9 protein-coding genes are annotated in these 12,448 nt (G+C 70.7%); 7 read left to right on the plus strand and 2 right to left on the minus strand.

Annotation, left to right across the window (positions count from 1 at the left end; genetic code table 11):
• Positions 1–233 precede the first annotated feature (233 nt).
• From AB5J50_RS27955 to argJ, 5 genes are all read left to right on the plus strand, one after another.
• On the plus strand, positions 234–1,955 hold the full coding sequence (locus AB5J50_RS27955) for a thiamine pyrophosphate-binding protein (protein WP_369261005.1): 1,722 nt from the start codon (positions 234–236) through the stop codon (positions 1,953–1,955).
• 2 nt (positions 1,956–1,957) lie between these two features.
• The gene (locus AB5J50_RS27960) at positions 1,958–3,499 is read left to right on the plus strand and encodes an asparagine synthase-related protein (protein ID WP_369261006.1); all 1,542 of its coding nucleotides are present in this window, start codon (positions 1,958–1,960) and stop codon (positions 3,497–3,499) included.
• A gap of 74 nt (positions 3,500–3,573) precedes the next feature.
• A complete protein-coding gene (gene speB, locus AB5J50_RS27965; RefSeq protein ID WP_369261007.1) occupies positions 3,574–4,515 on the plus strand; it encodes an agmatinase in 942 nt (313 codons plus the stop codon).
• 42 nt (positions 4,516–4,557) lie between these two features.
• A complete protein-coding gene (gene cs1 / locus AB5J50_RS27970; protein ID WP_369261008.1) occupies positions 4,558–5,538 on the plus strand; it encodes a clavaminate synthase Cs1 in 981 nt (326 codons plus the stop codon).
• Positions 5,539–5,682: 144 nt separating this feature from the next.
• A complete protein-coding gene (gene argJ, locus AB5J50_RS27975; protein WP_369261009.1) occupies positions 5,683–6,879 on the plus strand; it encodes a bifunctional glutamate N-acetyltransferase/amino-acid acetyltransferase ArgJ in 1,197 nt (398 codons plus the stop codon).
• A 313-nt stretch (positions 6,880–7,192) separates the two neighbouring features.
• Here argJ and AB5J50_RS27980 read toward each other — a convergent pair whose 3' ends face one another.
• Complete coding sequence (locus AB5J50_RS27980) at positions 7,193–7,846, minus strand: TetR/AcrR family transcriptional regulator (RefSeq protein WP_369261010.1); 654 nt, start codon at positions 7,844–7,846, stop codon at positions 7,193–7,195.
• Positions 7,847–7,979: 133 nt separating this feature from the next.
• On the opposite strand from AB5J50_RS27980, the gene AB5J50_RS27985 reads away from it, so the two are divergent.
• Both AB5J50_RS27985 and AB5J50_RS27990 read left to right on the plus strand, forming a co-directional pair.
• Positions 7,980–9,125, plus strand: coding sequence for an FAD-dependent oxidoreductase (locus AB5J50_RS27985; protein WP_369261011.1), 1,146 nt, complete (start codon positions 7,980–7,982; stop codon positions 9,123–9,125).
• Between the two features lie 187 nt (positions 9,126–9,312).
• Entirely contained in the window at positions 9,313–10,995 is a 1,683-nt protein-coding gene (locus AB5J50_RS27990) for an ABC transporter substrate-binding protein (protein WP_369261012.1), read from the plus strand.
• Here the strand turns inward: AB5J50_RS27990 and AB5J50_RS27995 are convergent.
• The gene (locus AB5J50_RS27995) at positions 10,971–12,302 is read right to left on the minus strand and encodes a LysR family transcriptional regulator (protein WP_369261013.1); all 1,332 of its coding nucleotides are present in this window, start codon (positions 12,300–12,302) and stop codon (positions 10,971–10,973) included. The two genes, AB5J50_RS27990 and AB5J50_RS27995, sit on opposite strands and share 25 nt — an antisense overlap.
• Between the last annotated feature and the right edge of the window lie 146 nt (positions 12,303–12,448).

Genomic DNA, 12,448 nt, shown 5'->3' on the forward strand with positions numbered 1-12,448 from the left:
CGACTCGCGGCCCGACCAACAGTGGCCGGAACTCATCAGATTCGTGGTTCCTCGATAAGTGAAATCGGACGCAGGGTGTCCGAATTAATGGGAGCCGAAACGGAGTCCTCGGCTCCATCGGTCTTCTGTTTCTCTCCGCGCGCTCCCCGATATCCCGGGGAGAGGGAGTGAAGAGCGGTCCTGGTCAGGGTTGGCGCGAAGTGTCCACCGCTGACCGAGTCTGGAGACCATCCATGTCCCGTGTATCGACCGGCCCCAGCAACAAGCCGACCGCCGCGCACGCCCTCCTGGCGCGACTGCGTGACCATGGTGTGGAGAAGGTGTTCGGGGTAGTCGGCCGGGAGGCCGCGTCGATCCTCTTCGACGAGGTCGAGGGCATCGACTTCGTCCTCACCCGGCACGAGTTCACCGCCGGTGTCGCCGCCGACGTCCTCGCACGCATCACCGGGCGCCCGCAGGCGTGCTGGGCCACCCTGGGCCCCGGCATGACCAACCTCTCCACCGGCATCGCCACCTCGGTCCTGGACCGCTCGCCGGTGATCGCCCTCGCCGCCCAGTCCGAGTCGCACGACATCTTCCCCAACGACACCCACCAGTGCCTGGACTCCGTGTCGATCATCGCGCCGATGTCCAAGTACGCGGTGGAGCTGGAGCGTCCGCACGAGATCACCGACCTGGTGGACTCCGCCGTGACCGCGGCCATGACCGAGCCCGTCGGCCCGGCGTTCATCTCCCTGCCGGTCGACCTGCTCGGCTCCTCCGAGGGCATCGACGCCTCCGTGCAGCACCCGCCGGCGAACACCCCGGCCAAGCCGATCGGCGCGGTCGCGGACGGCTGGCAGAAGGCCGCCGACGAGGCCGCCGAGCTCCTGAAGGACGCCCAGCACCCGGTGCTCGTCGTCGGCGCCGCCGCGATCCGCTCCGGCGCGGTCCCCGCGCTGCGCGCCCTCGCCGAGCGGCTCAACGTGCCCGTCATCACGACGTACATCGCCAAGGGCGTCCTGCCGCACGGCCACGAACTGAACTACGGCGCCGTCACCGGCTACATGGACGGCATCCTGAACTTCCCGGCCCTGGAAACGCTGTTCGCCCCCGTGGACCTCATCCTCACCGTCGGCTACGACTACGCCGAGGACCTGCGGCCCTCCATGTGGCAGAAGGGCGCCGAGAAGAAGACCGTCCGCGTCTCGCCCACCGCCAACCCGATCCCGCGCGTCTACCGGCCCACCGTCGACGTCGTCACCGACGTCCTCGCGTTCGTCGAGCACCTCGACGCGGCGACGGCCTCGCTCGCGGCCAAGGAGCGGCACGACATCGCCCCGCTGCGCGCCCGCGTCGCGGAGTTCCTCGCGGACCCGACGGCCTACGAGGACGGCATGCGCGTCCACCAGGTCATGGACTCCATGAACACCGTGATGGAGGAGGTCGCCGGGGCGGGCGAGGGCACGATCGTCTCCGACATCGGCTTCTTCCGGCACTACGGCGTCCTGTTCGCCCGCGCCGACCAGCCCTTCGGCTTCCTCACCTCGGCAGGCTGCTCCAGCTTCGGCTACGGCATCCCCGCCGCCATGGGCGCCCAGCTCGCCCGCCCGGGCCAGCCCACCTTCCTCATCGCCGGCGACGGCGGCTTCCACTCCAACAGCGCGGACCTGGAGACCATCGCCCGCCTCAACCTGCCGATCGTGACGGTGGTCGTGAACAACGACACCAACGGACTGATCGAGCTCTACCAGAACATCGGCCACCACCGCAGCCACGACCCCGCGGTGAAGTTCAACGGCGTCGACTTCGTCGCCCTCGCCGAGGCCAACGGCGTGGAGGCCACCAAGGCGACCGACCGCCAGGAGCTGCTCGCCGCGCTGCGCAAGGGCGCCGAGCTGGGTCGCCCCTTCCTGATCGAGGTCCCCATCAACTACGACTTCCAGCCCGGCGGTTTCGGAGCGCTGAGCATCTGATCATGGCCTCCCCGTCCCAGGACCTTCCCGCGGCCTTCGGTTTCCTGGCCTCCGCTCGTCCGAGCGGGGGCCGGATCCCCCCGGCCGTCTTCGCCACCCGGGGCACCCACACCGGCGTCGAACTGAGCCTGCGCGAGCAGACCCTCGGCGCGACCCTGGTGCACGCCCCCGGGCTCCCACCCGACTCCGCCCAGGCGCGCGACACGGACACCGCCGTGCTGATCGCCGGCGAGATCTACAACCGCGACGACCTGTACTCCGTACTGGGCCCCAAGGCCGGGCAGCCGGGCGGCGACGCCCAGCTCCTCCTGGACCTGCTGCGCCGCTACGGCCCGCACGCCTTCCGCCTCGTCAACGGGCGGTTCGCGGCCGTCGTCAGCACCGGCCGGCGGGTCCTGCTGGCCACCGACCACGCCGGATCCGTCCCGCTGTACGTATGCGCGGGCCCCGGCGAGGTCACCGCGTCCACCGAGGCCAAGACCCTGGCCGGGCACGGCGGTCCACGGGGCTTCCCGTTCGCCGACGCCCGCCGGGTACGAGGCCTGCCCGGGGTCTACCAGGTGCCCGCCGGCGCCGTGATGGACATCGGCCTCGACTCCGGCACGGCCGAGACCCACCGCACCTGGGCCCCGCCCCTGGCCCGCCGGATCATGGACGAGGACGACGCCGTGGCAGCCGTACGCACGGCCCTCGACCGGGCCGTGGGCGCGCGCATCGCACCGGGGGGTACGCCGCTGGTGGTGCTGTCCGGCGGCATCGACTCCTCCGGGGTCGCCGCCCTCGCGCACCGGGCGGCTGGTTCGATCGACTCGCTGTCGATGGGCACCGACGTGTCCGACGAGTTCGTCCAGGCCCGGGCGGTCGCCGACCACCTCGGCACCCGGCACCGGGAGATCACCGTCCCCACCGCCGACCTGCTGCGCCAACTCCCGTACACGGTATGGGCGGCGGAGTCCGAGGACCCGCACATCATCGAGTACCTGCTGCCGCTCGTCGCGCTCTACCGTGCCCTCGACGGCCCCGCGCGCCGGGTCCTGACCGGGTACGGCGCCGACATCCCGCTCGCGGGCATGCACCGCGAGGACCGGCTGCCGAACCTGGACACGGCCGTGGCGTATGACATGGCGACCTACGACGGCCTCAACGAGATGTCGCCGGTGCTGTCCACCCTGTCCGGCCACTGGTCCACCCACCCCTACTGGGACCGCGACGTGCTCGACCTGCTCGTCTCGCTGGAGGCGGGGCTCAAGCGCCGCTACGGGCGGGACAAGTGGGTGCTGCGCGCCGCGATGGCCGAACTGCTGCCCGAACAGACCGTCACGCGCCCCAAGCTGGGCGTCCACGAGGGGTCGGGCACCACCTCCTCCTTCTCCCTGCTGCTTCTGGAGGAGGGCGTCCCGGAGCGATCGGTCGACGCGGCGAAACAGCAGGTGGTGCGAGAGCTGTTCGACCGCACCGTGGTGGCCGGCCAGGACCCGGGCGAGGTGAGCACCGCCGAAGTGGTGCGGTCGGTGGCCGACCGGCTGGAACGAGGGGCGGCATGAGTCCGTACGCCCCCTTCAGGTTCCTGTCCCTGTTCCTGACCACCGCTGTAGAGACCCCGGAGGGCGACTGAGCCGTGGAACGCATCGACTCGCACGTCTCACCCCGCTACGCCCAGATCCCCACCTTCATGCGCCTGCCGCTCGAACAGGAGCCACGCGGCTACGACGTCGTGGTCATCGGCGCCCCCTACGACGGCGGGACCAGCTACCGGCCCGGCGCCCGGTTCGGGCCGCGCGCCATCCGCAACGAGTCCGGGCTCATCCACGGTGTCGGCATCGACCGCGGCCCCGGCACCTTCGACCTCATCAACTGCGTCGACGGCGGCGACATCGATCTGACCCCGTTCGACATGAACATCGCCATCGAGACGGCACAGCGGCACCTGGCGGAGCTGCTGAAGCACAACGCCGCCTTCATGATGCTCGGCGGCGACCACTCGCTGACCGTGGCGGCCCTGCGCGCCGTCGCCGAACAGCACGGCCCGGTCGCCGTCGTCCACCTGGACGCCCACTCCGACACCAACCCGGCCTTCTACGGCGGCCAGTACCACCACGGCACGCCCTTCCGGCACGGCATCGACGAGAAGCTCATCGACCCGGCCGCGATGGTGCAGATCGGCATCCGCGGCCACAACCCCAAGCCGGACTCGCTCGACTACGCCCGCGGCCACGGCGTACGCGTCGTGACCGCCGACGAGTTCGGTGACCGGGGAGTCGCCGGCACCGCGGCCCTCATCCGGGAGCGGGTCGGCCAGCGACCCGTGTACGTGTCGGTCGACATCGACGTCTGCGACCCCGCGTTCGCCCCCGGGACGGGCACCCCCGCACCGGGCGGGCTCAGTTCGCGGGAGGTCCTCGGCCTGCTGCGCTGCGTCGGTGACCTCAAGCCGGTCGGCTTCGACGTGATGGAGGTCTCGCCCCTCTACGACCACGCCGGAATCACCTCCGTCCTGGCGACGGAGATCGGCGCGGAGCTGCTCTATCAGTACGCCCGAGCCCATCGCCCCCCGATGTAGCTCATCCACGTAGCCCACCGCTGCAAAGGAGATATCGCACCCATGGCTTCTCCGATCATTGACTGCACCGCGCACCGGGAGCAGCTGCGCGCTCTCGCGGCCGAACTTCCCGAGGTGCCGCGCGCGGACCTGTACGGCTTCCTGGAGAAGGCGAAGGAGCTGTCCGCGCGGCTCCCGCACGAACTGGCCGCGGCGCTCGACAAGTTCCACGCCGAGGGCACCGAGGACGGCTATCTGCTGCTGCGCGGGCTGCCGTTGGAGGCGGACGACGAGCTGCCCGTCACGCCCACCTCCACCCCGGCGCCGCTGGACCGCGGGCGGCTGGTCATGGAGGCGATGCTTGCCGTGACCGGCCGCAGGCTCGGACTCCACACCGGCTACGCGGAGTTGCGCTCGGGCACGGTCTACCACGACGTATATCCGTCGCCGGGCGCCCACTACCTCTCCTCGGAGACCTCCGAGACCCTCCTGGAGTTCCACACGGAGATGGCGTACCACGTCCTCCAGCCGAACTACGTCATGCTCGCCTGCTCCCGCGCGGACCACGAGCGCCGGGCCGAGACGCTCGTCGGTTCGGTGCGCAAGGCGCTGGCACTCCTCGACGACGGGACGAAGGCCCGGCTGTTCGACCGCAAGCTCCCCTGCTGCGTGGACGTCGCCTTCCGCGGCGGCGTCGAGGACCCGGGAGCCATCGCCGACGTCAAGCCGCTGTACGGGGACGAGAAGGACCCGTACCTCGGCTACGACCGCGAGCTGCTGGCCCCGGTGGAGCCGGCGGACAAGGAGGCGGTCGCCGCCCTCTCCAAGGCCCTGGACGACGTCACGGAGTCCGTGAAGCTCACCCCCGGCGACCTGCTGATCATCGACAACTTCCGCACCACACACGCCCGTACGCCGTTCAGCCCGCGCTGGGACGGGAAGGACCGCTGGCTGCACCGGGTGTACATCCGGACGGACCGGAACGGGCAGTTGTCGGGCGGCGAGCGGGCGGGCGACGTGGTCACGTTCGCGCCGCGCCGGTAACCACGGCACCGTCCGTACGGTCGACCGCACCCCCTCTCCGTGTCCGGGAGGGGGTGCGGCGCGTTCGGATCGTTCGTGTCGCTCCGATCGCGATGCATGAATATGCTGACCTACTGGAAGTAATGCAGACGGGAGACGATGACCATGTCCGACTCCGAAGAGAACTCCGAAGACAAGAAGACGCCCCAGGGCTTCGTCGTGCACACCGCGCCGGTCGGTCTCGCCGACGACGGCCGGGACGACTTCACCGTGCTGGCCTCCACGGTCCCGGCCCAGGTGAGCGCGGTGTTCACCCGCTCCCGGTTCGCCGGGCCGAGTGTCCTGCTGAGCCGGGACGCGGTCGCCGACGGGCGGGCGTGGGGCGTGGTGGTGCTGGCCCGCAACGCGAACGTCGCCACCGGGCGGGAGGGCGAGGCCAACGCGCGCGAGGTGCGTGAGTCCGTGGCGCGCACCCTCGGGGTGCCTGAGGGTGAACTTCTCATCGCCTCCACCGGGGTGATCGGCCGTCAGTACCCGATGCCGCAGATCCGGGAGCACCTCAAGTCGCTGTCCTGGCCCTTCCCCGAGGGCGGTTTCGACCGTGCCGCCCGCGCCATCATGACGACCGACACCCGGCCCAAGGAGGTCCGGCTGCGGTGCGGCGACGCGACGCTCGTCGGTATCGCCAAGGGCGTCGGCATGATCGAGCCGGACATGGCGACGCTGCTGACGTTCTTCGCCACCGATGCCCGGCTCGACGCGGCCGAGCAGGACCGGATCTTCCGGCGGGTGATGGACCGGACGTTCAACGCGGTGAGCATCGACACGGACACGTCGACCAGCGACACGGCGGTGCTGTTCGCCAACGGGCTGGCCGGCGAGGTCGATCCCGTCGCGTTCGAGTCGGTCCTGTACGAAGCCGCCCTCGCCCTCGTCAAGGACATCGCGAGCGACGGGGAGGGGGCGAGCAAGCTCATCGAGGTCCAGGTCACGGGCGCACGTGACGCTGCGCAGGCCAAGCGGGTCGGGAAGACCGTCGTCAACTCGCCGCTCGTGAAGACCGCGGTGCACGGCAGTGACCCCAACTGGGGCCGGGTCTCTATGGCCATCGGCAAGTGCTCCGACGACACCGACATCGACCAGGACGCGGTGACGATCCGCTTCGGGGAGGTGGAGGTGTACCCGCCCCGCGCGAACGCCGACCGCGACGAGGACGCCCTGCGCGCCGCCGTCGCCGAGCACCTTCAGGGCGACGAGGTCATCATCGGCATCGACCTCGGCATCGCGAACGGGGCGTTCACCGTCTACGGCTGCGACCTCACCGAGGGCTACGTCCGCCTCAACTCGGAGTACACGACCTGACGGCTGGGGCGGCGGGGGCCTTGCCCCCGCCGCCCCAGCCCGTCCCATCCCCGGGAGCTGCGCCCGGTGCGGTGCGGTACGCACGCTGGGTGCGTGACGGCGCGAAGTCCTTCAGGCCCCGCCCCCACGCGATCATCGGATCAGGAACCCTGTTCGACCAGACAGCGGCTCGATCGAGCCGCTGTCTGCTGAGAAGCCTGGCTGGGCCGAGCGTGATCCGCTGCAGGGTGCGTTCGTCGGCTTGAACCCGCAGGCGTCGAAGTAGAACGCCCATAGGTCGTCCTCGAAATCGACCTGCAGCCATTCGGCAGCCCTATGCGGTTGGGGAGGGGGCAGTGGCGGGTCTGCCGGATTCGGGGTCATATGGGGCGACCGTGGTCGTCCAGCCCTGGTCGAGCAGGAGACATGCCTGGTCGATGGCGGCGGCGGGGTCGGGGCGGGAGCCGGCGAACGCGAGGATTTCCAGGGTGAACCTGGCGTAGGCGGCGCAGATGAGGTCGTCGTGCGGCCGGCCGGTCTGGTCGGCGAGAGCGCGGGCCAGAGCGTGTTCGTGGCGCAGCCACATCGCGCGGGAGTACTCGCGCAGGGCCGGGGTCTCCTGGACGAGCCGCTGGAAGTCGGCGAAGCGGGGGTCTCGGGTGTGGGCCGAGTCGACGAAGCCCGTGAGGTAGGCGCGCAGAGCGTGGGGGACCGTCTGGCCCGGCGGCCGGTCGGTGACCGCGCGGACCAGGGCCGCCTCGTTGCGGGCGTCCTCGTCGAAGACCAGCGCCTCTTTGCCCCGGGGGAAGTGGTTGAACAGGGTCGACACCGACACGTCGGCGCCCTCGGCGATCTCGCGGACGCCCACCTGCTCGTAGCCGCGTTCCAGGAACAGCCGCAGCGCGGTGTCGGCGATCGCCTGGCGGGTGGCGGCCTTCTTGCGCTCGCGCCGCCCGCCCGTTTCTGCGGGGTCGATCGTCTCTGCCATGCCTTCAACCCTACCGGGCTTACGGCAAACTTGGAACGGTTGTATGTTTGTAGCTGTTACAGAAATGTGCGCTGCCTGACGAGTCCGCGGCACAGGGCCGCGGCCGTGATCCGGCGCCGGCGAAGGGAACACCATGAACTCCGTAGCACCTGCCCAGGCCAGGATCAGCATCATCGGCGCCGGACCCGGCGGGCTGACCTGCGCCCGCATCCTCCAGCGGCGCGGCATCGCGGTCACCGTCCACGACCGCGCACCGAGTGCCGACGCGCGCAACCAGGGCGGCACCCTGGACCTGCACGCCGACAACGGCCAGATCGCCCTGCGCGAAGCCGGTCTGCTTGAGGAGTTCTTCAAGCTGGCCCGCCCCGAAGGGCAGGAGATGCGGCAGATGGACCCGACCGGCACGATGACGTCCCACAAGGTCCCGGAGGCCGACGAGATCTTCAAGCCTGAAATCGACCGCGGCCAGCTGCGCGACCTGCTGCTCGACTCCCTGCAACCGGGAACCGTGCACTGGGGACAAGCCCTCGACACGATCAGCGGGCCCGCCGACGGGCCGCGGCAGCTGCACTTCGCCGACGGCACGACCATCGAGACCGATCTGGTCATCGGCGCCGACGGCGCCTTCTCCCGGGTGCGCCCGGCCGTGTCCCCCGCCGTCCCCGAGTACACCGGGGTGAGCTTCCTGGAGGCATGGTTCTCCGACGTCGAGAACCGCCACCCCGACATTGCCGAGCTGGTCGGCCCGGGCGGCGCCCATGCAGCCGACGGCGACCGCGGTCTGTTCGCCCAGCGCAACAGCGGAGACCACATCCGCGTCTACATCATCCAGCGAGTCCCGGTCGACTGGATCACTCAGAGCGGCCTGACCGCCGAGGACACCGATGGCATCCGCGCCCTGCTCCTCGACGAGTACGCCCACTGGTCGCCCCGCATGCGCCAGATGATCACCGACAACGACGGTCCCTACGTCGACCGCCCGATCTTCGCCCTCCCCGTCCCGCACACCTGGGAGCACAACCCGACCGTGACCCTGCTCGGCGACGCCGCCCACCTCATGCCCCCGCTCGGCGTCGGCGTCAACCTCGCCATGCTCGATGCCGGCGAACTCGCCCTCGCCCTCGCCGACTCCGCCACCGTCGAAGACGCCATCCGCACCTACGAGAAGACCATGCTGCCCCGATCCACCGAGACGGCCAAGATCCTCGAAGGCGGCGCCGAGCACCTGCTGTCCGCCGGCATCCCCGGCTTCGGCGACGACGGCGACGCCCGGCCCTGAGCCCCTGCCCACGAGAACAAGGAGACCGGGAGAAACCCTGGGGATGGTCAGACCGTAAAAATCCCTGCCCGCGCCCCGGCTATACCGACCCGCCAAAGGCTATGCGTGCCCCCGCCCGAGGCCCCCCTCCCCCCCCCCACCCCCCACAAGATGAGGGAAAGCGCATCGCGAGGAGGGCTGCAGGGACATGGAGAGTGCGAGGCCGACGACTGAGGGAACTGAGGGAAGCGGGTTCGATGCGGGAGTGAGGGGGGTGGTCCGGCCGGCCGGGACCATGGCCGGCGGTGGCACGCTCCGCCTCGTACGCACGGACGACTTCGACTCACTGGACCCCGGAAACACGTACTACGCCTACACCTGGAACTTCCTCCGCCTCATCGGCCGAACCCTGGTCACCTTCGACACGGCGCCGGGCAAGGCGGGCCAACACCTGGTTCCGGACCTCGCCGAGTCGCTGGGGGAGCCGTCCGAGGGCGGCCGGGTGTGGACGTACCGGCTCAGGCCCGGGCTGCGGTACGAGGACGGCAGCCCGGTGACGTCGAGGGACGTCAAGTACGCCATCGCCAGGAGCAATTACGGGACCGATGTACTGGGCGCGGGGCCGACCTACTTCCGGCATCTGCTGGGGACGGACTACGGCGGCCCCTGGCGCGAGCCCGACGCCGACGGCCCCGTCACGCTGGAGACCCCCGACGACCGCACCCTGGTCTTCCGCCTGGAGAAACCGTTCGCGGGACTCGACCTGCTGGCGACCATGCCCAGCACCACCCCCGTACCGCGCCACCTGGACACCGGCGCCGAGTACCGTCTGCGCCCGGTCGCGACGGGCCCGTACCGCGTCGTCTCGTACACCCGGGGCGAACTGGCCGTACTCGAACCCAATCCGCACTGGGACCCGGCGACCGACCCGGTCCGCGGGCAGCGGGCCGGGCGCATCGAGGTGCACCTCGGCAAGGACCCGCACGAGGTGGACCGCATGTTGCTGGCCGGGGAGGCGCACATCGACCTCGCCGGGTTCGGGGTGCAGCCCTCGACGCAGGAGCGGATTCTGGCGGACCCGGCGCTGCGGGCCGACGCCGACAACCCGCTGACCGGGTTCACCTGGATCTACTGCCTGTCGAGCAGGATCGCGCCGTTCGACAACGTCCACGCCCGCCGGGCCGTGCAGTTCGCCACGGACAAGGCCGCCATGCAGGCGGCGTACGGCGGTTCGGTGGGCGGGGACATCGCCACCACCATCCTGCCGCCGACCATCGACGGGTACCAGGACTTCGACCGCTATCCGGTGGGCACTGACGGGACCGGAGACCTCGACGCCGCCCGCGCCGAGCTCGTCGCCGCCGGGATGCCGGACGGGTTCCGTACGAAGATCGCCGCCCGCAAGGACCGGCTCAAGGAGTACCGGGCCGCCGAGGCGCTGGCCGCCGGGCTCGCCCGGGTCGGGATCGAGGCCGAGGTCCTGGACTTTCCTTCCGGTGACTACTTCGACATCTACGGAGGGTGCCCGGCCTATCTGCGCGAGCACGGGATCGGGATCATCATGTTCGGGTGGGGGGCCGATTTCCCTGACGGGTACGGGTTCTTGCAGCAGATCGTCGACGGGCGGGCGATCAAGGAGCGCGGCAACCAGAACATGGGCGAGCTCGACGACCCGGAGATCAACGGGCTCCTCGACCGCGGGGCGACGTCCGGCGATCCGGCCGAGCGTGCGGAGATCTGGCACCGCATCGACCGGCTCACCATGGAACACGCGGTGATCGTGCCGTACCTGTACCCGCGCTCGCTCCTGTACCGGCACCCGGACGCCCGCAATGTGTACGTCACCGGGTCGTTCGGCATGTACGACTACGTGGCGCTCGGCGCGAGTTGAGCCCGCGGGGCGTTGTCCTGCCGGTGGCTCTGGCCCGCCGGCAGGGCGATGCTCCGGCAGGACGCCGCCGCGTCATGGAACTCGGCCTCGAAACGGCCGAGTTGGTGCAGGAACCGCCGGGTCGGCGTCGTCAGGTCCGTGCCGCGAGCGCTGCGCAGCAACAGCCGGGCGCCCAGGCCGAGTTCCAGCCGGTGGATACGGCGGGTCAGCGCGGACTGGCTGATGGACAGCACGGTGGCCGCCCGGTTGATGCTGCCGTGCCGTGCCACCGCCCGCAGGAGGTGCAGGTCCTCGACGTCGAACTTGCGGGTGGCGGGCGTCGCGGCCGGCGCCGTCGACTCCTGCGCGGGGCGCACGGGCCGGGTGAACCTGGCTGTCTGGTCGCGGTGCCAGCGTGTCCACCACGGGTCGCGCAGCAGGTCCTGGTGGTGCTCGGCGAACCGTTGCAGATAGCGGTCCGCGAGCAGCGCGGCCAACTGCTCGGCCAGCGCCCGGGGTACGACGGTCGGATCGACGAGAAGGCTGGTGGAGCGGTGCGGGCGCTGCACGACCGGGCGGTGCACCACGGAGGGCGCGAGCACGGCCGGATGCGTGGGGGAGCCGAGCCCGATGGCGTCGCCGCGGCGCAGCATTCCGCGGGCCACCGAGGCGCCGGTGACGTGCAGTGCGGCGGGTGCGGGCAGACCGGCGGCCTGGAAGACCCGGGCCACCAGGATCTCCGAGTCGGGGCCGACCTCGGACACCCAGTGCTCGTCCCGCAGATCGGCCAGCGAGACCGCGTCCCGGCCGGCCAGCGGATGACCGGACGGCAGCGTGACCCACAGCGGATCGTCGAGGACGCCGTACGTGCGCACCGCCCGCTCGGCCGAGTTGCCCGGGGCGTCGAGGCTCCAGGTGTGCGCGGCGTCGACGTGATAGCCGGCCAGCCTGCGCATGACCTGCTGGGGCGTGTCGTGATGGACCGACAGAAGGATGTCCAGCGAGGCCGCGGCGTCCTCGACCACGTCCTCCAGGAGGGGTTCCGCGGAGGCGATGGCCAGGACGGCGGGCGCGTCCACCGCCTCGGAGCCGCGCCCGAAGATGTTCGTCTGGACGGCGAGATCGACCTGGCGGAAGAACCGGCGCCCGGCCACCAGCAGGCGCGAGCCCGCCGAGGTCAGCCGCGCGGTGTGGCGGCTGCGCAGGGTCAGCGGAAGGCCGACGGTCTTGTCCAGCCGGTCGAGTTGACGCTCGACGGCGCCGTGCCGCGACCCGGTGCGCCGGGCCACTTCCGCGAGATCCCCGCACTGCCCGACCGCGTCGAGCAACGACAGATCGGGGCGGGTGAAGGGAAAGGGAAGAAGATACGCAGGCTTTATTTCTGACCCGGAAGACAATGTCGGTTTCCTTTTGGTGAAGGACTGTGCCGCTTGATTGTCCGCAGTGGTTCACATGCATTCTTTGTGGCTTCTGC

The sequence above is a fragment of the Streptomyces sp. R35 genome (assembly GCF_041053035.1).
Lineage (GTDB): Bacteria > Actinomycetota > Actinomycetes > Streptomycetales > Streptomycetaceae > Streptomyces > Streptomyces lutosisoli.

Excerpts from the sequence above, each read along its gene's own strand:
- AB5J50_RS27955 (WP_369261005.1), top strand. The coding sequence starts at position 234 with ATGTCCCGTGTATCGACCGGCCCCAGCAACAAGCCGACCGCCGCGCAC.
- AB5J50_RS27960 (WP_369261006.1), top strand. The coding sequence starts at position 1,958 with ATGGCCTCCCCGTCCCAGGACCTTCCCGCGGCCTTCGGTTTCCTGGCC.
- cs1 (WP_369261008.1), top strand. The coding sequence starts at position 4,558 with ATGGCTTCTCCGATCATTGACTGCACCGCGCACCGGGAGCAGCTGCGC.
- argJ (WP_369261009.1), top strand. The coding sequence starts at position 5,683 with ATGTCCGACTCCGAAGAGAACTCCGAAGACAAGAAGACGCCCCAGGGC.
- AB5J50_RS27980 (WP_369261010.1), bottom strand. The coding sequence starts at position 7,846 with ATGGCAGAGACGATCGACCCCGCAGAAACGGGCGGGCGGCGCGAGCGC.
- AB5J50_RS27985 (WP_369261011.1), top strand. The coding sequence starts at position 7,980 with ATGAACTCCGTAGCACCTGCCCAGGCCAGGATCAGCATCATCGGCGCC.
- AB5J50_RS27990 (WP_369261012.1), top strand. The coding sequence starts at position 9,313 with ATGGAGAGTGCGAGGCCGACGACTGAGGGAACTGAGGGAAGCGGGTTC.